The 21,994-nt window shown below is 65.3% G+C and carries 22 protein-coding genes, 1 tRNA gene and 1 pseudogene; 13 read left to right on the forward strand and 11 right to left on the reverse strand.

Translation table 11 applies throughout. From position 1 onward, the window contains the following. Positions 1–94: 94 nt before the first annotated feature. From ACOOHB_RS05515 to ACOOHB_RS05540, 6 genes are all read left to right on the forward strand, one after another. Positions 95–766: a GNAT family N-acetyltransferase gene (locus ACOOHB_RS05515; protein ID WP_420443806.1), complete on the forward strand. Its 672-nt coding sequence runs from the start codon at positions 95–97 to the stop codon at positions 764–766. Continuing rightward, a complete protein-coding gene (gene speB / locus ACOOHB_RS05520; protein WP_420443807.1) occupies positions 763–1,785 on the forward strand; it encodes an agmatinase in 1,023 nt (340 codons plus the stop codon). Before ACOOHB_RS05515 ends, speB begins: the two co-directional genes overlap by 4 nt. Continuing rightward, on the forward strand, positions 1,782–2,897 hold the full coding sequence (locus tag ACOOHB_RS05525) for an ABC transporter ATP-binding protein (protein ID WP_420443808.1): 1,116 nt from the start codon (positions 1,782–1,784) through the stop codon (positions 2,895–2,897). Before speB ends, ACOOHB_RS05525 begins: the two co-directional genes overlap by 4 nt. Further along, positions 2,897–3,820 carry an ABC transporter permease gene (locus tag ACOOHB_RS05530; protein WP_420443809.1) on the forward strand — a complete coding sequence of 308 codons (924 nt, stop codon included), beginning with the start codon at positions 2,897–2,899 and terminating at the stop codon, positions 3,818–3,820. Before ACOOHB_RS05525 ends, ACOOHB_RS05530 begins: the two co-directional genes overlap by 1 nt. A gap of 10 nt (positions 3,821–3,830) precedes the next feature. Continuing rightward, entirely contained in the window at positions 3,831–4,667 is an 837-nt protein-coding gene (locus ACOOHB_RS05535) for an ABC transporter permease (RefSeq protein ID WP_420443810.1), read from the forward strand. Positions 4,668–4,764: 97 nt separating this feature from the next. Further along, entirely contained in the window at positions 4,765–5,970 is a 1,206-nt protein-coding gene (locus ACOOHB_RS05540; protein ID WP_420443811.1) for a polyamine ABC transporter substrate-binding protein, read from the forward strand. Between the two features lie 121 nt (positions 5,971–6,091). Here ACOOHB_RS05540 and ACOOHB_RS05545 read toward each other — a convergent pair whose 3' ends face one another. The 5 genes from ACOOHB_RS05545 to ACOOHB_RS05565 all read right to left on the reverse strand — a co-directional run bounded on the left by ACOOHB_RS05545 (position 6,092) and on the right by ACOOHB_RS05565 (position 9,813). Beyond that, positions 6,092–6,727, reverse strand: coding sequence for a VOC family protein (locus tag ACOOHB_RS05545; RefSeq protein WP_420443812.1), 636 nt, complete (start codon positions 6,725–6,727; stop codon positions 6,092–6,094). Positions 6,728–6,785: 58 nt separating this feature from the next. Further along, the gene (locus tag ACOOHB_RS05550) at positions 6,786–8,015 is read right to left on the reverse strand and encodes an acyl-CoA dehydrogenase family protein (RefSeq protein WP_420443813.1); all 1,230 of its coding nucleotides are present in this window, start codon (positions 8,013–8,015) and stop codon (positions 6,786–6,788) included. Positions 8,016–8,073: 58 nt separating this feature from the next. Then, positions 8,074–8,907 carry an enoyl-CoA hydratase/isomerase family protein gene (locus ACOOHB_RS05555; RefSeq protein WP_420443814.1) on the reverse strand — a complete coding sequence of 278 codons (834 nt, stop codon included), beginning with the start codon at positions 8,905–8,907 and terminating at the stop codon, positions 8,074–8,076. A gap of 5 nt (positions 8,908–8,912) precedes the next feature. Then, positions 8,913–9,137 (reverse strand): translation initiation factor IF-1, encoded by a 225-nt coding sequence (infA, locus tag ACOOHB_RS05560; protein WP_420443815.1) that lies wholly within the window; start codon positions 9,135–9,137, stop codon positions 8,913–8,915. A gap of 127 nt (positions 9,138–9,264) precedes the next feature. After that, complete coding sequence (locus tag ACOOHB_RS05565; RefSeq protein ID WP_420443816.1) at positions 9,265–9,813, reverse strand: flavin reductase family protein; 549 nt, start codon at positions 9,811–9,813, stop codon at positions 9,265–9,267. Positions 9,814–10,095: 282 nt separating this feature from the next. On the opposite strand from ACOOHB_RS05565, the gene ACOOHB_RS05570 reads away from it, so the two are divergent. The 4 genes from ACOOHB_RS05570 to ltaE all read left to right on the forward strand — a co-directional run bounded on the left by ACOOHB_RS05570 (position 10,096) and on the right by ltaE (position 14,683). Then, entirely contained in the window at positions 10,096–11,640 is a 1,545-nt protein-coding gene (locus tag ACOOHB_RS05570; protein WP_420443817.1) for an HNH endonuclease, read from the forward strand. After that, the gene (locus tag ACOOHB_RS05575) at positions 11,637–11,831 is read left to right on the forward strand and encodes a hypothetical protein (protein ID WP_420443818.1); all 195 of its coding nucleotides are present in this window, start codon (positions 11,637–11,639) and stop codon (positions 11,829–11,831) included. The genes ACOOHB_RS05570 and ACOOHB_RS05575 overlap by 4 nt, the downstream gene beginning before the upstream one ends. Positions 11,832–11,880: 49 nt before the next feature. Further along, positions 11,881–13,554 (forward strand): N-acyl-D-amino-acid deacylase family protein, encoded by a 1,674-nt coding sequence (locus ACOOHB_RS05580; protein ID WP_420443819.1) that lies wholly within the window; start codon positions 11,881–11,883, stop codon positions 13,552–13,554. Between the two features lie 169 nt (positions 13,555–13,723). Then, entirely contained in the window at positions 13,724–14,683 is a 960-nt protein-coding gene (ltaE, locus tag ACOOHB_RS05585) for a low-specificity L-threonine aldolase (RefSeq protein WP_420444667.1), read from the forward strand. A gap of 15 nt (positions 14,684–14,698) precedes the next feature. On the opposite strand, the gene ACOOHB_RS05590 is transcribed toward ltaE, so the two are convergent. Both ACOOHB_RS05590 and ACOOHB_RS05595 read right to left on the reverse strand, forming a co-directional pair. Then, complete coding sequence (locus ACOOHB_RS05590) at positions 14,699–16,828, reverse strand: flavin-containing monooxygenase (RefSeq protein ID WP_420443820.1); 2,130 nt, start codon at positions 16,826–16,828, stop codon at positions 14,699–14,701. Between the two features lie 98 nt (positions 16,829–16,926). Continuing rightward, positions 16,927–17,412, reverse strand: a complete 486-nt coding sequence (locus tag ACOOHB_RS05595; RefSeq protein WP_420443821.1) for an FABP family protein — start codon at positions 17,410–17,412, stop codon at positions 16,927–16,929. A 64-nt stretch (positions 17,413–17,476) separates the two neighbouring features. Between ACOOHB_RS05595 and ACOOHB_RS05600 the strand changes: the two genes are divergently transcribed. Further along, on the forward strand, positions 17,477–17,827 hold the full coding sequence (locus ACOOHB_RS05600; RefSeq protein WP_420443822.1) for a thioesterase family protein: 351 nt from the start codon (positions 17,477–17,479) through the stop codon (positions 17,825–17,827). A 180-nt stretch (positions 17,828–18,007) separates the two neighbouring features. On the opposite strand, the pseudogene ACOOHB_RS05605 reads toward ACOOHB_RS05600, so the two are convergent. Together ACOOHB_RS05605 and ACOOHB_RS05610 are read right to left on the reverse strand one after the other, a co-directional pair. Beyond that, positions 18,008–18,349, reverse strand: a pseudogene (locus ACOOHB_RS05605) (peroxiredoxin); the annotation flags it as partial. Positions 18,350–18,361: 12 nt separating this feature from the next. Next, positions 18,362–18,490 carry a hypothetical protein gene (locus tag ACOOHB_RS05610; RefSeq protein ID WP_420443823.1) on the reverse strand — a complete coding sequence of 43 codons (129 nt, stop codon included), beginning with the start codon at positions 18,488–18,490 and terminating at the stop codon, positions 18,362–18,364. A 177-nt stretch (positions 18,491–18,667) separates the two neighbouring features. On the opposite strand from ACOOHB_RS05610, the gene ACOOHB_RS05615 reads away from it, so the two are divergent. Continuing rightward, positions 18,668–19,810 carry a DUF1295 domain-containing protein gene (locus ACOOHB_RS05615; RefSeq protein WP_420443824.1) on the forward strand — a complete coding sequence of 381 codons (1,143 nt, stop codon included), beginning with the start codon at positions 18,668–18,670 and terminating at the stop codon, positions 19,808–19,810. Positions 19,811–19,849: 39 nt separating this feature from the next. Next, complete coding sequence (locus ACOOHB_RS05620) at positions 19,850–20,986, forward strand: ergosterol biosynthesis protein (protein WP_420443825.1); 1,137 nt, start codon at positions 19,850–19,852, stop codon at positions 20,984–20,986. Positions 20,987–21,009: 23 nt separating this feature from the next. On the opposite strand, the gene ACOOHB_RS05625 is transcribed toward ACOOHB_RS05620, so the two are convergent. Both ACOOHB_RS05625 and ACOOHB_RS05630 read right to left on the reverse strand, forming a co-directional pair. Further along, positions 21,010–21,083: transfer RNA gene (locus ACOOHB_RS05625), tRNA-Val, on the reverse strand. Positions 21,084–21,104: 21 nt separating this feature from the next. Beyond that, positions 21,105–21,857, reverse strand: coding sequence for an inositol monophosphatase family protein (locus tag ACOOHB_RS05630; RefSeq protein ID WP_420443826.1), 753 nt, complete (start codon positions 21,855–21,857; stop codon positions 21,105–21,107). Between the last annotated feature and the right edge of the window lie 137 nt (positions 21,858–21,994).

The following is a 21,994-nucleotide window of genomic DNA, read 5'->3' on the forward strand; positions in this document are numbered from 1 at the left end:
CGCGGAAACTACTGCCGCGATCAGTCGGTTCTTGTCGCAGCAGTAATGTCGCGCGCGGCAGCGGGGTGCCGCAGGCGCCTGCAGGGGGTCTGCGATGCGTGAGATCGAAGCCGTGTCCGTGGGCGAGCGCTCGGGCCTCACCTACGCCTGCATCGTCCCCGAATGGGCAGCCGAGCTCGAGGCGCTGGAGCTGGCCTCCCATCCGACCTCCGACCCGCACGACCTGTACGACGCCGAAGCGTTCGACCAGCTGGCGCGTGACTTCTCAGAAGGCTGCTTCGCCGGATTCGACGGCGACGAGCTGGTCGCCATGGGCGTCGGCATCCGCTGCAATTTCGACCTGGACAATCCGATACACACCATCGCCGACATCGTGCCCGACGACCACGCCGGCAGCGGTCACGTTCGCGAAGGTCGCTGGTACTACGGCACCAGCATCGCCACCAGGCTCGAGTACCGGCGCCGCGGCATCGGGGCCGAGCTGTACGAGCTGCGCAAGCAGGTCTGCGTAGATCTCGGACTGGCGGGCATCGTGGCGGGAGGCGTCATCCCTGGCTACGCCGAGCACAAGGCGGACATGACCGCCGATGAGTACATCGCAGAGGTTCGAGCGGGCCGGCTCTATGACCGTACGCTGAGCTTCCAGATCGAGAACGGATTCTCCGCGGTGTGCGGATTGCCGAACTACATCACCGATCCGGCCACTGAGAGCTGGGCGGCGCTGATCGTGTGGCACAACCCAGACCTTCGAGGCGACGCCAGATGAGCGACGCTGCGGAGTCGCCTTCGGGCGGCGGGGGCTTGGTCGCCGGGGCTGACGCCTCCGACATCGGCGATCAGGCGTTCCGGTCCGAAAGCCTGCTCGGCCGGTTGCCGGAGATGACCTACGGCGGGGCGCTGTCGTTCCTGCGCCGCCGCTACACACGCGACATTGCCGGGGCCGACATCGTCGTGTCGGGAATCCCCTTCGACATGGCCACTTCGAACCGATCCGGCGCCCGGCTGGGGCCCCGAGCCATCCGGGCGGCCTCGGTCGGCCTCGCCGAGCTTGACGCGTACCCCTTCGGCTTCGACCCCTTCGAACACCTCGCCGTCGCCGACTACGGGGACTGCTTCATCGACTACGGCCACCCGAGCGAAGCCGTCGAGCACATTGAGAACCACGCGACCGAGATCCTTGCTCACGACGCGCAGATGGTCACCTTCGGCGGTGATCACTTCGTCACCTACCCGATCCTGCGGGCCCACGCCGCCAAGCACGGCCCGTTGGCACTCATCCACTTCGACGCGCATCCCGACACGTGGCCCGATGAACCCGGCAGGCTCGACCACGGCTCGATGTTCCTGCGAGCCCTGCGTGAAGGCATCATCGACCCGTCGGCCTCGGTGCAGATCGGCATCCGCACCCACAACGACGATCACGGCTTCACGGTGCTCGGCGCGCCTTGGGTGCATCGCAACGGCCCCGACGCTGTCATCGAAGTCGTGCTGGAACGTGTTGGGGATCGTCAGGCGTATCTTACGTTCGACATCGACTGCATCGACCCGGCCTTCGCCCCTGGCACCGGGACTCCGGTATCGGGCGGTCTCACCACCGCCCAGGCGCTCGAGATCGTGCGTGGCCTCTCGCCGGTCGACATCGTCGGAATGGACGTAGTGGAGGTTGCCCCCGCATACGACGTCTCCGAGATCACCGCTCTGGCAGCAGCGACCATCGCGCACGACTTCATCTGCACCCGTGCAGTGCGTGCTGGTGTCCCGCCCAACCCCGTGGGACTCACATGAACACAACCGCGGACGAGACCTCGGCCGGCACCGGCGCACCGGCTGTGGAGCTGCGCGACCTCTCAAAACGGTTCGGCGATGTCGTAGCGGTCGACTCGGTCAACTTGCGGATCGCTGACGGCGAGTTCTTCGCACTGCTCGGACCATCGGGCTGCGGCAAGACCACGACGCTTCGCATGATCGCCGGCCTCGACATTCCCAGCGAGGGCAGCCTGCTGATCCACGGCGACGAAGTCGCTTCGTCACCACCGGACCGACGACCCGTCAACACCGTGTTCCAGGCGTACGCCTTGTTCCCGCACATGACGGTGGCCCAGAACATCGCCTTCGGCCTGAACATGCGCGGCATCCGCGGTTCCGAGGCCGATCGGCAGGTTGCCGAGGCAACCGCGCTCGTTCAGCTCGAAGGCATGGAACACCGTCGGCCCTCGCAGCTCTCGGGAGGTCAGCAGCAGCGGGTCGCGCTGGCCCGGGCGCTCGTGAACCACCCCAAGGTGCTACTGCTCGACGAGCCCCTGGGAGCGCTGGACCTGAAGCTGCGCCAGGAAATGCAGGTGGAGCTCAAGGTCCTCCAGCGTGAGGTGGGCATCACGTTCGTGTTCGTGACCCACGATCAGGAAGAAGCCTTGGCGATGAGCGACCGGGTGGGCGTGATGTCGCACGGCCGCCTGTTGCAGGTCGGCACGCCCGCGGAGGTGTACGAGCATCCCGCCAGCCGCTTCGTGGCCGACTTCATTGGGCGGACGAATCTGCTCGAGGGCGTCGTGGAGAGTTCCTCGACGGTGCGCCTGCACGCTGGGGCAGTCGTTGCTGCACAGAGCAATCTGGCCGCGGGCACCCCTGCCGCGTTGAGCGTGCGCCCTGAACAGGTGCGGCTGCATCGGTGGGGCGAGGCGCCCGCCGGTGCTCCGTGCCTCGACGGTGTCATCCTCGACGTCACCTACCTCGGCCACGCCTTCGTCTACACGGTGTCGGTCGGCGCGGCGTCCGGCACGAGCAACGACGCAACGACGGTCACCGCCCGGGTCGAGACCGGTGAGGCGGCACAGGCCGCGGGCGAGCCGGTCAGCGTGAGCTGGGCCCCGGCCACTACGACCGTCGTGGCGGACTGATGCCCACGCTGCGTCGCCGAACCAGCCCAGCGAAAGCGCTGCTGACACCCCAGGAGCAGACCGCGCAGCGCCGGGCTCGGCGCATCGGGACGCTCATCGCCTCGCCCGGTGCGCTGTACCTGGGAATTTTCTTCATGGTCCCGCTGGGCCTCATCACCGTGTACTCGTTCGCCACGCGCACATCGACGGGCCGCACCTCGCTCAGCGGCTGGAACCTCAATTCCTATGAGCGCCTCGCCGACGACGTGATTCTGGGCATCGTCGGCCGCTCGGCCTGGCTGGCCTTCATCACGACCGTGCTGTGCCTGGTGGTCGCTTACCCCTTCGCCTACTACCTGGCCACCCGCTCCCCCAGGGTCCGTGCCCGTCTGCTGGTGCTGGTGATGATCCCGTTCTGGACCAACGGACTCGTGCGGATTTTCGCAATCCGCTTCCTGCTCGGCTCGAATGGCCCGGCCTCAGCGCTCAGCGAGGCCTTGGGCTTCGGCACGTTCCGCATCTTGTTCACACCCACTGCGGTCGTGCTGGGAATGGTGTACGGGTTCCTGACGTTCATGGTGCTGCCGCTGTATGTGGCCCTCGAGCGCATGGACTGGCGCTTGGTCGAGGCCGCCCGCGATCTCTACGCCAGCGGCGCGAAGGCGTTCTGGCGGGTGACGGTTCCGCTGACCCGTTCGGGCATCGTGGCGGGCTGCGTGCTGGTGTTCGTGCCCAGCTTCGGCTCCTACGTCGTGCCCGAGATTCTGGGCGGCGCCAAGACGCTGCTCATCGGCTCATACGTGGCACGCCAGTTCCAGGCTGCTCGCAACTGGCCGCTGGGCGCCTCGCTGAGCGTGCTGGTGATCGTGGCGATGCTCATCGCAGTGACGATCAATCAGCGCAATTCGGAGAACGCCGAACGCACCCGAGCAGGTGCGCCATGACAGGTGCGCCATGAGCAGTCTCGACACTGCGGGTACCAAGCGCTCGTCTCGACGGCTGCTGGCGGCGAACGCGTGGCTGGTGTTCACGTTCCTCTACGTGCCGATCGCGGTGCTGGTGGTGTTCTCGTTCAACGATTCCGAGCGGGTCAACGTCTGGCAAGGCCTCTCGGCGCGTTGGTACGGCGAGGCTCTTGGCAATACCCAGGTGGTCGGCGCGCTGCGGGTGTCACTGGTCGTCGCTTTCACCTCGACGATCGTGTCGACAGTGCTGGGGACTGCGGTGGCTCTTGCGCTCGACCGCTACCGCTTCAAGGGGAGGCGGGCGCTGGACGGCACCGTCTACCTGCCCATCGTCATCCCCGATATCACGATGGCCGTCATGTTGTTGGTGTTCTTCGCCGAGGCATTCAAACTCATCGACGCCTTCGGCCCGCGGCTCACCCTGGGAGTTACGACGGTCGCCCTCAGCCACATCGCGTTCAACATCTCGTTCGTCGCGGTGGTCGTGCGCGCCCGCCTGGATCAGTTCGATCGCACGCTCGAAGAGGCCGCACGTGATCTGTATGCCACCCCGTGGCGTACGTTCAGGAGGGTGACGCTGCCGCTCATAGCGCCAGGCATTGCGGCCGGCGCCCTGCTGGCGTTGACGCTGTCGCTCGACGACGTCGTCATTTCGGCCTTCACGGCCGGCCCGGGCGCCACGACCCTGCCGGTGTACGTCTTCAGCAGCATCCGCCAAGGTGTCACGCCCGAGCTGAACGCCATCTCCACGCTCATGCTGGCCGCCTCGATCACGCTGGTCGTGGCCTCGCTGGCTCTGCAGCGGCCTCGGAGCATCACGCCGTGAACCGGCACCACTCGACACAAGCACGCTCACACAGAGCAATACATACAGCGCAATACATACAGCGGCGTTCCGTTGGGACGTCCATGAGGGAGGAAATATGACCGATTCAGCGAGCACCCGAGGCCGGCTGCGCCGCAGTCGGTGGCTCGCAGTCACCGTTGTCGCCGTGCTGCTGGTCGCCGCATGCGGCGACGGAGACGACGACGATGCCAGCGAGGCTGCCGCCACGACTGCCGCGGCACCCGATGCGGGAGATGCCGGTGATGCTGCGGCTGCCGACGTCGGCTGCGAACCCGGCGAGACCGACGGCGACCTGGCGTTCTACAACTGGGCCGACTACATCGACGAGGAATTGCTGGTCGCCTTCGAGGAGGAGTCAGGCATCAGCGTCGACTACTCGGTGTATGAGTCGAACGAGCAGATGCTCACTCAGGTCGAGTCAGGTGCCGCCATCTATGACCTGGTCATTCCTTCGGACTACATGGTGGCGTTGATGATCTCCGAGGATCTGCTGCTGCCGCTGGAGTTCGATGCCTTGCCCAATGCGGCGAACATCGACGATGCGTGGGACAACCCGCCGTTCGATCCCGAGCACCGCTTCCATGTGGCGTACCAGTGGGGCACGACGGGCATCGGCATGACCTACGACATGCTCGACACGCTGGGCGGCGAGTCGTCATGGGCGGTCATCTTCGATGCTGAGACGGCGGCGCTGGTGCCGGGCGACATCTCCATGCTCGACGACGCGCCCGAGGCCGTTTCGGCGGCGCTGAAGTACTTGGGCTACAGCATCACTGAGGTGATCGAGTCCGGTAACGAGGAGGCCGTGCGTGAAGCGGGCGCATTGCTCAAGGCCACTAATGATCGGCTGCTGAAGTACGACTCGGTGACCTTCGGCGACGACCTGGTCAACGGCGAGGTCGATGTGGCGCACGGTTGGAGCGGCGGATTCGCTCAGGCCTTCTTCGAGACCGATGCGTATGAGACTCACGTGTACACCATCCCGATCGAGGGCGGTGTCCGCTGGGTGGACACGATGGCCATTCCGCACAACTCCGACAACGTGTGCTCGGCCCACGCCATGATCAACTTCCTGCTTGACGCGCAGAACGGTGCTGCGTTGACCAACTACACGTACTACGGCAGCCCGAACACAGCCGCAACGCCGTTCATCCTGGAAGAAATTCTGGAGGATCCGGGCATCTACCCGCCGCCAGAGGTGTACGCCCGGCTGGAGTTGATCCCCCAGATGGGCGACCTGGGGCTCATCGTGCAGGACATGCTGACCGAGGCCAAGAGTTGAGGGGGCCTCGCGTCAATTGAGCCGGCAGCGCACCGGGTTGGGCTGCGGCCTGGCCCGGTGTTGACGGCTACGTCGGGGCTGGGCTGAGCGTTCGCCCGGTCCCGCCCCAGGGTTGCCGTTGTTAGAACTTGTCGGCGGGATCTCCCCAGCCGGTGAAGTCGTCGAGATAGTCGGTGTCGTCGTGGAGCGCTTCTGAGCGGGGGTGGTCGACGGCGTAGTTCAGCGCCCCGTTGATGTCGTTCTCCCAGACTTCCCGTGGCAGGTCGTACAGCACTTCGACGCCGTAGCCGTTGGGGTCGGTGATGTAGATGCTGTGCGTCATGCCGTGGTCGGTACGCCGGCTGATCCTCACGCCGCTGTCGATCAGGAACTTCACCTCAGCGAGCCACGACTCCCGATCGGGATAGGTGATGGCGATGTGGTTCACTGCGCAGCCGCCACCTGACAGCGTCCACTTTTCGGGCGGCGGAGGCAGGTCGGGTTGTTCCATCAGCGCGATGTCATGGTGGTGCTGACCCTGTGCAGCGTCCCGGACACCGCTGTAGAAGCGCATGGTGGGACGCTCGCGGCCGTCGGGCGCCGCAACGAGATTGCCGACTTGACGGAAGCCCAGCAGATCACTCCAGAAGTGGTGCGACTCTTCTATGTCGCGCACGTTCAGCACAAGGTGATTGACGCCGCGGGGGGCAACCGCCGCAGTGCGCTTCGGCACCTCAGGTGCGGGAGGCGCCTCGGTGCTGCTGTCGGTCGCCGTCATCGCTGCTCCTTGACTGACTTGATCGCCTGAGCTGATCGACTGACTGTTCTGGCGTGCCTCAGTTGCGGGGCACTTCGAGCCACGGGACGTCCTTGTCGATCCGTGGCTCGCCCGGGAGCCCCAGGACCTGCTCTCCGAGGATGTTCCGCATGATCTCGGAGGTGCCGCCCTCGATGGAGTTGGCGCGTACCCGCAGGAAGCCGTGCTGCACGCCGCCGTCGGAACCGTCCACTGACAGGTCGCCTGGGCGGCGGAACGTGTAGTCGTAGCCGACGAGTCCGTCGGCACCCATCATGTCCACCGCACAGGTCATGAGCGCCTGGTTCAGCTCGGCATAGGCCAGCTTGGCGATGGACATCTCGGGTCCGGGATTGCCCATGCGGCGGTTGGCCCCTGCGCGCATGTTCGTGAGTCGCAGCACTTCCGCACGGGTCCACAGCTTCGTCAGGCGATCTCGAGTGACCTCGTCGCGGTCAGCTTCGGGGCGCTGGTTCCACAGCTTCACCAGCACCGAGATCGGTCCTGATCCCGGCTTGGGCGGTCCGCCGCTGCCGCCGCCGATGGCGTTGCGCTCGTTCATCAGCGTGGTCAGCGACACCCGCCAGCCGTCACCGACGTCGCCGACGCGGCTCGCATCTGGCACACGAACATCGGTCATGTAGACCTCGTTGAATTCGGCCTCGCCGGTGATCTGGCGCAGCGGGCGCACCTCTACACCTGGCGATTTCATGTCGAGTGCGAAGTAGGTGAGCCCCCGGTGCTTGGGCACCTCGGGATTTGTACGCGTCACGAGCATGCCGAAGTCGCCGAGGTGGGCCAGCGTGTTCCACACCTTTTGGCCGTTCACGATCCATTCCTCGCCGTCGGCGATCGCCCGGGTTGCCAGCCCGGCGAAGTCGCTGCCCGCACCCGGTTCGCTGAACAGCTGGCACCAGAGCTCCTCGCCAGTGAACATCGGCCGCAGGAAGCGCTGCTTGACCTCTTCGCTGCCGTGCGTGTGGATGGTCGGCCCGGCCAGGTGCATGAAGAAGGTGACAGGTTTCATCGACCGGGCACCGGCGGTCCGCAACCGCTCCTCGACCCGGCGCTGGAGCTGTGGAATGACACTCAAGCCGCCGTGACCCTCGTCGAAGTGCACCCAAGCCAGACCGGCGTCGAACTGTGCCCCGCGGAACTCCGCGTAGCTCAACTGCTTGGGGTCGTGCGATGCCAGCAGTTCGTCGATGGCGGCGTCAACCCGCGCCGCAGCGGCATTGGCTGTCGTCGGTGCTTCGAGCGTGTCGGTCATGGCGCCAGTCTGCCAGCACTGCACAGCCGCTGGCGCTGCGCAGCAATCCCGGGACGGGTCAGTAACGCTCGCCCGGGAACGAAGGTTCAGTCTTGGCCAAGAACGCCTCTGCGCCGTGCGACATGTTGCGCGGGATGAGCACCGCTTGGTGGCCCATCTCAACATCAAGCTGGTCGGCGAGGTCACGCTGCATTGCGCCATCGACCGCTGATCGGATCCGCGCCATCGCCGCCGGAGAGCTGCGACGCAGCACGTCGACCACCTGGGCGACCGCAGCATCGAGCTCGGAATCGTCGACCGTCCTCCACACCAGGCCCCAATCGGCCGCCTGATCTGCCGTGACGCGCTCTCCGAGCAGCGTCATGCCCAGCGCCCGTGCCCGGCCGACCCGCATCGGGAGCTGCCAGGTCGTGCCAAGGTCGGGGACAATGCCGAGCCGAGGCCCGAACGTTGCGACGAAGAATGCCGATCGGGCTGCGATAGCGATGTCGCACGAGAGGGCCAGACCGATGCCGCCGCCAGCGGTGACGCCGTTGATGCGGGCGACCGTCGGCACTGGACACTCGGCGACCGCTCGGATGGCCGGATGAAACACGTTGTCCATCGAGTCGGTCGTGGCATCGCCCGGAGCCTGGCGATCGACGTCTTGCGCACCATCGGCGACCGCACCGCGCAGGTCGGCGCCCGAGCAGAATCCTCGTCCAGCCCCGGTGAGAATCACCGCACGCATGGAATCGTCTGCCGCCACCATGCCGAACGCTTCGCTGATGTCGTTCATGAAGTCGTCGTTCATGGAGTTCAGCGTCTCGGGGCGGTTGAGCGTCACCGTGGCGACGTCGCCGTCGACGCTGAAGCTGACCGTGCCGTTCGACGGCTGCGCCGGACTGCTCATGAGGATTACTTATAGCGGTAGGTGATGCGGCCGCGGCTGAGGTCGTACGCCGAGACTTCCACCTGCACCCGGTCTCCAGGAAGGATCCGGATGTGGTGCTTGCGCATCTTGCCGCTCAGGTGTCCGAGCACCTCGTGACCGTTGTCGAGCACGATACGGAAATGGCCACCCTTGAGGGCTTCGACGGTCTTGCCTTCGAGCAAGATGGCGTCGTCTTTGACTTTGGGCACGTAGGTTCTTTCGTTGGAAACAGTCGATGCGCCGGTCCATTGGCCGAGCGCACGGACCGGTCCATCGTAGCCGAGGACGCCTCAGGGCGCCTGCCCGACGTGTCCGAGCCCGGCCGGCGCAGCTCGCTCAGTGACGCTTGACCCCGCCGTACTTCATGCGAGTGTCCGACATCGAGGCGAGCCGCACCTCGTCGTTGTTGATGGCGGCTGCCACGAGTTCGCCCATGAACAGCGTGTGAGTGCCCAAGTCCACGCTGTGGCGCACCTCGCAGTCCATCCACGCGGCGGCATCGACGAACACTGGCGCCCCGGTGGCGGCTTCGTACACCGACCAGCCGTTCAAGGTTCCCGTCGCCGACCCTTCGGCGTCGCTCGCCGTGTCATGGGAAGCAGGCTCGTAGGCAGCAGGCTTGGAGAATTTCACGAACGGCCGGGTGTTCTCTGCATCCCAGAGGTTCACGGTGAACGAGCCGCCGTCGGAGATCAGCCGGTGCGTGACGGCGGTGTTCTCGACGCTGACGCCGATGAGCACCGGTTCCATCGACAACTGCGTGATCCAGCTGGTCGTCATGGCATTGCGTTCCTCGCCGGAGCGAGAGCCGACGAGAGCGAGCGCGTTGGGAATCTTCCACGTGATCCGATTGACCAGTTCGTCGGCAAGGGCGGCGTTGCTCATGTGAGAACCCTACGTAGGCCACCAGCGTCTGGTGCTACCAGTCGGTCTAGGCGTGGCGCGGTCAGGCGCGCATCGATGCGGGCGTTGAGCCCGGCTTGAGTCAGTTCTTGCCTCAATGCGGAACCTGAGTCGAAGGGGCGGAGGTACTCAGGGCCGCTTGCAAGGAGTGCGGCTCGTGCTGTGTCTGCCAACGTTTGCGTTGGAGTCGGTTCGGGTGCGGAGGTGCCGTTGGGGTGTCGTTTCGAGGTTTTGGTATCACACCCTTTATTTACAGTGATTGTCATGACGCACACCGACGTTCGTAGCGAACTGGCGGCGGGAATGCCGACAGGTTCCATGCCGGCGGACGACGCAGCTATGGCCGTGCCATCTCCGATGGCCTCGCCAGTCGAGTCGGTTGGGCCGTCGTCACCCGCCGATGGGCCACCGTCACCTGCCGGTGGGCCGTCTTCGCCTTCGGCGGAGAGTGTGTTGTCGGTGCTGTGCGGAGCACGTGACGTTGTTACCCGAGCATCGCGGGTGCCGCTGGGCGGAACAGACTGTGAGACGCTCAGCGACGTCATCGCCGCTGCGTCACGACTGCGGTCAGCAACAGACGCACTGCTGCTCGCAACGACCGCCGCACTCGAAGCCGCCCGTGCGGGTTCGGGCCGTTCGGCGTTGCGTGACCGGGCGCGTGTGAGCAAGCGCGACGCCAAGCGCACCGTGGAGGTCAGCGAGCAGGTCGCTCAGATGCCGAACGTGGCTCGCGGCCTGGCTGTCGGCGAGCTGAACGTCGAGCACGCGGCTGTGCTCGCCGACGCTGCGCGGCGCACCAGCCCTGATGCGGTCAACACCGCAATGGAACTGCTCGAAGCCGCCGCGGTGGTCTCGCCTGAGACGCTGCGCGAGCAAGCCATGAAGTTCGCGGCCCGTCACGACCCCGCCGCCGCTGAGACCGAATTGGGCCGTCAGCGCAGTGAGCGTTGTGCTTCGTTGTTTGTCGATGAGTCCACTGGGATGGGTGTGCTGCACGCCGAGTTCGACCCGGTCAGCTTCGCGTTGGTGCGCCAGGCGTTCGAGAAATACAACGACGCGTTGTGGCGTCTCGACGGCGGACGCGACGGCACACCCGACCAGATCCGCGACAACCGCCAGCGTCTCGCGGACAGCCTGTTTGAAATGATCACCGACCGCAACGCCCTAGCTACTATCGGTCACCCTGCCGCACACACCCCCAACCGCGGGGGTCGCCCGCACACCGACGACGGACACGGCGGGCGCATCAATGCGGGGCTCGGTGGGGACGCCGATGTCGCCTCGGAGGGCGCGGCGGGTCGCTCAGTCGAACGCTGGCGGCCCGCTCGAGCACCCAACCAGCTCGTGATCATCGCCGAGATCGGCGTCATCGACGGCACCAAGCCCGACGGAACCTGCGAACTGCTCGGCACCGGACCAGTCCCGCCGTCAATCTTGGACAACCTCTCACCCGACACGCGCATCGCAGGCGCTCTGTTCGACACCAACGGAGAGATCCTGTGGCTCGGACGCAGCCGTCGACACGCCAGCGTCGCCCAGCAGCTCGCCGTGGCTGTACGCGACCGTGGCTGCGTGCTGTGCCGCTCACCCATGCACCGCTGCGACTACCACCACATCGACGAATGGGCAGCCGACAACGGCAACACCGACACCCCGAACCTCGCAGCCCTCTGCAACGACTGCCACGACAAGCTCCACAACAACAACCAGCGACTTGAGCGACGCCCTGGCCCCGGCAGATGGACCACCACACACCGCTCTCACATCTCCGGCCAATCCAGCCACAAAATGGCGAAAGGTCCACCGTGATCCCACCCCTCGCGGCCGGCGACGCCACCACTGGCGACACCAGCAACCGGGACACCACCGCCAACAACGCCACCACCGCCAACTACGCCACCTCCGGTGATGCTCGCGACACGCCCACCAACACCACCGCTGGCGACATCGTGAACGTTTGCGGTCTCAGCACTAACGTGGCCGTCGCGGCCTCGGGTTGATCCAACCCGAGAGCAGGGGCGCGTTCGCGGCGAGCACGGGGTTTACGACATGGCTTACGACCTGAAGATCACAGGCGGAACGATCATCGACGGGACGGGATCGCCCCGGTTTGTCGGTGATGTGGGCATTTCGGGCGGCAAGGTCGTGGCGCTCGGGACGGCGCCCGCTGAAGCTGCGCAGATGATCGACGCCACCGGGCGCATCGTCTGTCCCGGGTTCGTAGACATCCACACCCACTACGACGCGCAGATCATGTGGGACCGCCTGGTCAGCTGCTCGCCGTGGCACGGCGTGACCACCATCGTGATGGGCAACTGCGGGTTCTCGGTGGCACCTACCCGGCCAGAGCACCGCGACCTCATCATGCGCACGCTTGAGAACGTCGAGGGCATGAGCGTCGATGCGTTGCGTGCCGGCCTCGGCGACTGGGGCTTCGAGACCTTCCCGCAGTACCTCGATGCGCTCGAATCGAACGGCGCTGCAGTCAACATGACAGCGCTGATCGGGCACACCGCCGCCCGCATGTACGTCATGGGCGAAGAGGCCACCGAGCGAGAGGGCACCCCCGAAGAGATCGCTGCTCAGCGCGACCTGGTAGCCGAGGCGCTGCGAGCCGGAGCGCTCGGCTTCGCAACCTCCAAGGCATCTACCCATGTCGGCTACGAGGGACGCCCGGTTCCCAGCCGTGCCGCGACCACCGAAGAGATCATCGAAATCGCCCAGGCGCTCGGCGATGTCGGCGGTGTGATGCAGGCCACCGTGGGTCGGGGTCTGAGCCACGACGAATTCGCACGGATCGCCGAGACCACCGGGGCCCACGTGAGCTGGACGGCACTGCTGGGCTCGGCCCGAGGTCCGGGCAGCCACCGTGTTGAATTGGAGCGTGCGCGCGAGATCGCCGCGCGTGGCCTGCCGGTGTTCCCGCAGGTCGCCGTGCAGCCCATCCAGTTCGAGATGAGCTGGAAGGCACCCTTCATCTACGAAGCCCTGCGCTGCTTCGCGCCGGTCTCCAAGAGCGATCTCGAAGGGCGCAAGCGCTACTACGCCGACGCCGACTGGCGAGCCGAGTTCAAGGAGAAAGCCGGCAACGGCGGCAAGATCGGCGACCGCTGGGCTCGAACCGAAGTCAGCTACCTGCCCCACAACCCAGAGCTCGAAGGCCGCAACGTGCAGCAGATGGCCGACGATGCCGGCCAGGATCCGGTGGACTGGGTGCTCGACATGGCGCTCGAGGCCGACCTGGAAATGCGCGTCATCCAGGACGTGCTCAACCACGACCCTGACGACATCGACGAGCTGCTGCACGACCCGACGACGGTGATCGGACTGTCCGACGCTGGGGCGCACGCCAGCCAGCTGTGTGACGCCAAGTACTCCACAGAGTTCTTGCAGACCTTCGTGCGCGATCGGGGCAGCTTCGACCTCGAGACCGCAATCCACATGCTGACCCAGCGCCCCGCCGAGGTGTTCGGCATCACCGATCGCGGCACGCTGGCGCAGGGCAAGCCTGCCGACGTCGTGGTGTTCGACGCCGACGAGGTCGGCCATCTGGGCAAGCGGCGCGTATACGACCTTCCCGCCGGCGCCGACCGCCTCATTTCTGATGCGAAAGGCATCGACGCAGTGATCGTGAACGGCACCGTCATTCGCCGCGATGGCGCCGACGCCGTCGACCCGCACGGCCCGCTGCCGGGCAAGCTGCTGCGCAACGGCCGAGGCTGAGCCGCTTGGCGGGCCTGCCGGGGCTGAGCTCCGGGCGCCGAATGGCTCAGCCCGAACAACCTCGTCCGAAGAGGCCAGCTCTGCGCACGTTGCACGGCGCAAGCCCCATGGCAGGCTTGCTGCCGTGATCGACCTGCGTTCCGACACCGTTTCTCGCCCGACCGCTGACATGCGCGCCGCCATGGCCGCAGCCGAGGTCGGGGACGACGTGTGGGGCGACGACCCCACCGTCAACGAACTGGAGCGATACACCGCCGAACTGCTGGACACCGCAGCGGCTCTGTACGTGCCGAGCGGCACCCAGTCGAACCTGTGCGGACTCATGGCGCACTGCGAGCGGGGAGACGAGTACATCGTCGGGCATCACGCCCACACCTACATGTACGAGGGGGGCGGTGCAGCCGTGCTGGGGAGCATCCAGCCCCAGCCGGTACCGACCGACGACACCGGCATGCTCGACCTCGACGCGGCCACCGAGGCAGTGAAGCCCGACGACAGTCACTTCGCCCGCACCCGCCTGCTCTGCCTGGAGAACACCATCAACGGCAAGGTGCTGACAACCGAGCAGCACCAAGCCGCCCGGGACTTCGCCGACCAACACGGCCTGGGGCTGCATCTCGACGGCGCCCGGCTGTGGAACGCAGCAGTGTGGCTGGGCCTGTCCCCCGCCGAGGTTGCGGCGCCGTTCGACTCCGTGTCGGTGTGCCTGTCAAAGGGCCTGGGCGCCCCGGTGGGCTCGGTGCTGTGCGGCACCGAAGAGCTCGTGGGCAAGGCGCGGCGTTGGCGAAAGCTACTCGGGGGCGGGATGCGTCAAGCCGGCATCATCGCCGCGGGCGGGCTGTTCGCCCTGCAGCACCACATCGACCGGCTCGTCGACGACCACGCCAACGCGCAACGGCTCGCCGCCGGGCTAGACGCCATCGACGGCATCACGGTCACGGACTGCGACACCAACATGGTCTTCTCGCAGCTCGAACGGCACGATCCCACGCTCAGCAAGCGTCTCGAAGGCCGTGGCGTGCTGGCCGATTGGCGATTCGGCCGCTCGCGGATGGTGCTGCACCTCGACGTCAGCGAAGCCGACGTTGACGCGACGCTAGAAGCCATCGCCGCCGAGCTAGCCGTCTAGAAAACCAAGACGGCCTCAGTCGGCGACCAGCTCCCGGTCAACCACCCGCGGCTCGCAGAGGTAGTCGTCGAGGTTGGCTTCTTTGGTCATGTCGAAGTAGTCCACGTTGCGCCACGGCGAGTTCACGACGATCCGGCCTGACTCGTTCCGGTAGTAGCTGGTCATGCCCGGGTGCATCCAGACCATGTGTTCGTGCGCTTCGTCGACACGGTCCCGATAGTCGGTGTGCACCTCTGGACGCACCTCGACCGCGCCAAGGCCAGAAGCATACATCTTGCCGATCATGTCCATGATGTATCGGACCTGCATCTCCACGACGAAGATGAGGCTTCCGCCGTGGCCAGGCTGCAGATTCGGCCCATACAGGGTGAAAAAGTTCGGAAAATCAGGCGTGACCGTGCCGAGATAGGCGCTCGCGTCGTCATCCCCCCACGATTCGCGCAGCGTCCTGCCTGAACGGCCCACCGCCTCATAGGTGGTGATGAACCGCAGCACGTCGAACCCCGTCGCCAGCACCAGCACATCGGCCTCGCGTTCGGAGCCGTCAGCGGTACGGATCGTCTGGCCCGAGATCTCGGCAATCGGATCGTCGACCAGTTCGACGTTGGGGTTGCGCAGCATCCGGTACCAGCCGTTGTCCATCAGCATCCGCTTGCCGAACGGTGGGTAGGTCGGCAGCACTTTGTCCAACAGCTCATCGGCCCGGTCGCCCAACTCGTCGACGACGTAACGCGTGAAGTACTTGCGGTGCGCATCGTTCTGCGCATTGAGCGAGCGCTCGGGATGATCCCAGTCGGGATCGCGCTGCAAAGCCGAGTGGATGCGGTCGTTGAACGTCCAGCCCAATCGCACCCGGTACCACGCCCGGTACAGCGGCACGGCTTCGAACAGCACCCGCATCGGATCGGGAACCGGCTTGCGGAACTGCTCGAACGGCGCTGCCCAGTGGTTGGAACGCTGGTAGATCGTCAACGACTCCACGTCGTCCTGGATCTCTGGACCGGTCTGCATGCAGCTCGCGCCGTTGCCCACGATGGCGACGCTCTTGCCACCCAGATCCACATCTGCGGGCCATCTCGCGGTGTGCCAGGTCTCGCCGCTCCAGGACTCGAGGCCGTCGATGTTGGGGCGGATCGGCGGGTTGAAGATGCCGGCGGCGCTGATGACGACGTTGGCTTCGATGACTTCGGTGGGTCCGTCGACGCCCCGAGCGTGCCCATTCGCACCGGGCGCCGTGGCCGCACCGTCGTCGCGCCGGCGCAGGCCTGTCTCGTCAGGCGTGGCGCTCAAACCCAGACTGCCGGTCTCCCAGCGTCCCTCGTTGTCCGCGACATGGCGCACTTCGGCGCGCCAGACCTGGCGCTCGGCGTCATAGCTGACGCTCTCCACCGAGGTGTTGAAACGAATGCTGGGGCGCACATCGAAGTCGTCGGTGACCTTTTCGAGATAGCCGTGCAGCTCGTCGCGCAGGCAGAAGTACATCTTCCAGTCGTGCGGGGCGAACGAGTACGAGTACAGGTGGTTCGGCGTGTCCACGCCTGCCCCCGGGTAACGGTTCTCCCACCAGACCCCGCCGACCGTGCCGTTGCGCTCGACCACCTCGAAGGGCACGCCGGCCTGCTGCAGGTTGATCGCCGCGCACAGCCCAGATGCGCCAGCTCCGATCACCAGCACCTTGAAGCCGGGCGGCACGCTGATGGGGTCGTGGTCCAAGAACTTGGCGAGGCCGAGCTGGGCGGCAGTGAATGCGCCGTATTCGTCGGGGACGTGCTCTCCCATTGCCGTGCTCAGCATTCGCACGATCAGGTCGTCGTCGGGCTCGGGAATCGCCATAGGGCGGCCGTCGCGCCAGGCACTCACTGCCTCGAACGCCGCCTCGCGCACGTCCTGCTGGTGCTCGGGCGTCAATCCGCCGGTGTCGTTGTCGCCGAGGCCGGGCTGGCGCTTGGGGCAGTACGGGGCCTCGAGCCAATGCAGCTCGCCCGTCATCTGCACCAGCACCATCAGCAGTGTCGGGACGTTCGCAACGGCCACGGCTGCTGCGAGGGTCTCATCGTCTACATCGGGTCGGCCAGCGGCGGTTGGCGCGCCGTGGTCGAGCGCATGCGCCCCGTTCGTTGCGCTGTCCTGGGACCCCTGTGACATCACTCCCCCTCCGCCGTGGAGCCAGCGTAGGGCGTGGCGTGTCGCGGAATCTGGTGAAGCGAGTTGCGCAGGTGTGCGTTCGAAGTTCTCGAAGGCGGTCAGTCCTGCCTGGTGAGTTCGCCTCGCAGGTGATGGACGAGTTCGGTGTAGCCCACTGCGGCCATCCATAGCTCGGAGATCAACTTGGTGCCGTTGACGGTCAGTTCACGCCGGACCGAGGTCACTTCCTTGGCAGTCGGTGTGAGGCCGACCTGATCGCTGGACAGTTCGACGACGAGGCTGCTGTCACTGGTGCGCATGGTGCCGAGATGGACCTCGGTGACGCCTGACGGTTGGGCAATCGTGAACTCCAGCTGCCCGTCGGGCAGGGCTCGCAGGTAACCCGCCTCGGAGTGCAACGGCTCGCCCGTGACGCGGTTGCGGGTGCGTTGGATCATCGACACGAACGGCTTGCCGATGTGGCTGAACTCCAGCTCCTCCACATAGGTGAAGTCGTCGATCGTCGGGTAGTGGCCAACGCCGGTGCCCTGCCAAGTACCCAGCAGGGGGGCAAGCGGTTCGCATTGCATGTGCAGCTCAGCCATCTCCGCAAGCTAGTGGGGATGGCCCCGACACTGAGGCGCAGTGCACGCTCTAAGGTCTGCCGCCATGAGCAAAGCCATCGAGGTCGGATTCAGCGTCAGCGACACACACCGCGTGACCGACGAAATGTCCCCGCCGCATCTGCCCAACAAGGTGCTGTCCACGCCCGACATGGTCCGCCTCATCGAAGGCACGTGCCTGTTCGGCGTACAACCGCTCCTCGAAGAGAACCAGACCACTGTCGGGATCCACATCTGCGTGAGCCACCAGGCCGCTGTGTCCTCAGGCGAGGACGTTGTGGTGTCGGGCGAGATCAGTGAGATCGACCGCCGCCGCCTCGTCTTCGACATCAGAGTCACCCACGGCGACACGCTCATCTCCGAAGGCACGCACCAACGGTTCATCGTCGGCGGGTAACTGCCGAGCAACAACACCGGGCGGACAACCGCCGAGCAACAACACCGGGCGGACAACCGCCGAGCAACAACACCGGGCGGACAACCGCCGAGCAACAACACCGGGCGGACAACCGCCGAACATCAACGCCGGGCTGCTAGCCGCTGAGCGACCACCGGTTTGGCTACCGCCGCCGGGTTGCTATCGCTGTTGCTGGCGCTGGACGAAGCGAAGAATCCGCATGGTGTCGAGGGCCGTGATTCGCCCGATGGGGCCCGTCGAGTAACAGGCTTGCGCGACCTTGCCCCCCGGCGCCAGGATGAACCCAGTGGCATGCAGGATGCCTCGCTTGGGCTCGGTAAACGCGCCCGTCAGCCCCGACACTTCGTCGGGATCGGCGCTGTGCAGCATCCGCACGGGGCCCAGCTGCAGATTGTTCGCGAGTTGCTGAGTGGTGTCCTTGTCATCGACGGACAACGCCACCACGCTCGCACCCAGCATCTTCAGCAGTGATGCGGCGCCGTTGAAGTCAACCAACTGTTGACGGCAGTACGGTCACCAGTGGCCCCGGTACATGAGCACGACGCCCCAGCCGTCGCCGAAGACATCAGGGATCGAGACCTGCTGGTCTTCTAGATCGCTCAGCGTCAGTGCTGGGAAGAGATCTCCGCTATCGAGTTTCATCTTTCGTGCGCCTCCCTGTCCACGGGCCGACACGGACCGTAGTGCAACGTTCCCATCGCGGCTCGCCGAGCCCTCAGCGGCCGGTATCGCCCTGCCCTTCGGTCAGTCCATCCGCCGTACCATCGGTGCGGCAATACTGGCCGTCAGCGCCAACATGCGCGTGAAGGGGCATGAAATATGATCGATTGGCTCGGCATCGACCATCTGTTCAAGTTGTCTGGTGGCGAGGCGGTGCTGGGATTCCTCACTCCGTTGTTCGTCTGCGCCGCTGTCTTCGTAGCGCACATGATCTTGCCCGCCCGGCGTGTGACCGGCTACGTCGCCGACCGCGAGACCGGCGAGCTCCGCAACTACCGGCTCAACGGATTGGCGGTGTTCGTGCTTGCGCACATCGTGTGGTGGTTCGAGCTCACCGGAATGCCGCGGGATTGGTTCTACCGGTCCGCCATGTACGCAGTGGCCGGCGGACTGGTCATCGGCATCATCGCGACCACCGTCTTGGTGTTCACTCAGCCTGAAGGCGAGCAGAAGAACCGCTTCTTGGCCTGGTGGTTTGGGCGGGCGCAAGAACTGCAGTACTTCAAGGGCCGCTTCGACCTCAAGATGTACTTCTACATCGTCGGCGGCACGATGCTGTCACTCAACGCGTGGTCCGGGGCGGTCTGGCACAACGAGAACGTTGCCGATGCCAACCCCAACCCCGGCCTGTTCCTCTACGTCGCCATCAACTCTTTCTACATCCTTGACTATTTCGTCTTCGAACGGGTGCAGCTCTACACATACGATCTCATCCACGAGAACATCGGTTTCAAGCTCACTTGGGGCGGACCATTCGTGTGGGGCTGGATGTTCGTTCTGCCGATGTGGGGCATGGCCCCGGTCGCCGATCCAGGTTTCTCGAATGGATGGACATACTTCTGGCTGATCGGTTCGGCGGCGCTCTTCTTGGTGGGCTGGGTGATCTCTCGTGGCGCCAACCTGCAGAAGTACACCTTCAAGCGGTGGCCCGAACGCAAGTTTCTCGGCATCATCGAGCCGGAGGTCATCGAGGCCGGCGATCGCAAGATCCTGTGCAGTGGACTCTGGGGGGCGGCGAGGCACTTCAACTACTTTGGCGAAGGACTTTATGGGGTGTCCATGGGGCTTGTCTTCGGACATTTCACTAACCTGTGGGCCTGGACATACGCCATATTCGTTGTGTCAATGTTCGTTCCGCGCCAAGTCGAAGACGACAAGCGCTGTGCTGTCAAGTATGGCCCTGAAAAGTGGGCGGAGTACAAGGCTCGAGTTCCCTACAGGATCGTTCCCGGCATCTACTAGTACCGGCTTGCTATTTCAGTAGCAAAAGGGAGGCCTGCCATGTTTGAGCGGCTTGGTGTCGGACACTTGGTCGAGCTGACTGCGACCGAGGCGCTGCTGGGATTTCTCACTCCGCTGTTCGTGTTTGCCGCCTTCTTCGTGCTGCAGATGGTCCTGCCCGGAAGGCACGTTTCCAGCTATGTCGTCGATCGCGAAACCGGCCTGCCCCGCAGCTACCGTCTCAACGGCCTGCTGGTGTTCGTCGTGGCCCAAGTGCTGTGGTGGTTCGAACTCACAGGCATGCCACGCGACTGGTTCTACCGTTCATCGCTGTACGCCGTGGCCGGCGGCACGGTGCTCGCCCTCATCGGGACCCTCATCGCAGTTTTCAGCCAGCCCCCCGGAGAGGTGAAGAACAAGTTCTTGGCGTGCTGGTTCGGGCGCGCCCAGGAGATGCAGTTCTTCAACGACCGCTTCGATCTCAAGATGTACCTCTATGTGGTCGGCGGGACGATGCTGTCGCTCAATGCCTTTTCCGGCGCGGTCTGGCACTACAACAAATACGAAGACCCAAATCCAGGCGTCTTCATGTTTGCGGCGTTCTTCACCTTCTATGTGTTCGACTACTTCGTGTTCGAGCGGGTGCAGCTCTATACATACGACGTCATCTACGAGCGTCTGGGCTTCAAGATATTCTGGGGGGGTCTCATCGTATACGGCTGGATGTTCATCATTCCGATGTGGGGCATGGCAGCGCATCCAGATCCGGGGCTCGCGGCAGGATGGCGTTATCTCTGGTTGATCGGGACGCCAGCGTTGTTCGCCGTCGGATGGTGCATCACCCGTGGTACCAACATGCAGAAATACACGTTCAAGCGGTGGCCTGAGCGCAAGTTCCTCGGAATCTTTGAGCCGCGCTTCATCGAGGCCGGCGAGCGCAAGATTCTCTGCAGCGGCTTCTGGGGCGTCGCCCGTCATTTCAACTATATGGGCGAGGGGTTCTTCGGACTGTCGATCGCCTTGGTCTGGGGCCACTTCGGCAACCTCTGGGCGTGGATATATTTCGCCTACGTCGTTGCGTTGTTCACCTACCGCCAGATCGACGACGACAAGCGCTGCGCTGAGAAATACGGCCCTGGCAAGTGGGCGGAGTACCAGGAGCGGGTCCGGTATCGGATCATTCCTGGCATCTACTGAGCGGGCCCATCGCGGCGCTGGGGTGGGCGCTGCAGGACTCGAACCTGCGACCCCCTCCTTGTAAGGGAGGTGCTCTCGCCAGCTGAGCTAAGCGCCCCCGTCGGCCGGGTCTCGCAGGCTACCGGTGGTCGTGGCGCCCGAAGCCGTCGAGCAGGCTTGCCAGCTGCGCTGTGCTCGTGGCGATCGGTCCCCGGCGCTGGCTGTGTTCGAGATGGAACAGCTCCCTGCCGTGCGTCTCGCCGGTCCACGCCCCCGCCTCGGCGCAGATCAGCACCCCAGCGGCATAGTCCCAGACGCCATGATTCGAGTTGAGGTCGAGGTAGGCATCGAGCCGGCCACAGGCGACGGCGCACAGGTCCAGCGCGGCCGACCCGAGGACTCGGACTTGCCAACCGGGCAATTCGGGGCCGGGGCGTCCGGAGACGCCGATGATCGCTCGCTCGGGTCCGGTGCAATTGCTTGGGCTGATCGGGTGGCCGTCACAGTGTGCGCCTCCGCCGGTAACTGCCGTGAATTCCTCGCCCGAGACGAGGTGGCGTACGAGACCTGCCACTGGCGTGAGACCTTCGACGACGCAGAGGCTGATGCAGTAGTGCGGGATGCGACGTGAGGCATTGGTGGAGCCATCGACAGGATCCACGATGACGGTCTCGTTACCGACCCCACGGCGCAGACCTGATTCCTCGCTGAGCACGCTCACGCCTGCCGCGTCGAGCACGTCCAGCGCTGCAACGTCGGCCACTTGATCGAGTGCGTACTGGTCCGGTCGGTCGCCGCTCTGCGTCCATCGATCAAAGGTGCGTAGCGCTGCTGCCACCGAATCAGCGGTTCGCCGAAGCAGGCCCAGCCAGTCGTCGCCTGCAACGGTCATCGCGAATCCCGGCACGGGTCACGCTGCCACTGCGGGAGGCTCTGCCGGATCCGAGCGAGTCGAACTCCGGGCGGCATCGAGCGGAGGGTAGCGGTCCGCTGCCACCTCTGCGGATCGGATCGCGCAAACCTGTCGAG

This window comes from Candidatus Poriferisodalis sp., from assembly GCF_965215815.1.
In the GTDB taxonomy this organism is placed as follows: domain Bacteria; phylum Actinomycetota; class Acidimicrobiia; order Acidimicrobiales; family Poriferisodalaceae; genus Poriferisodalis.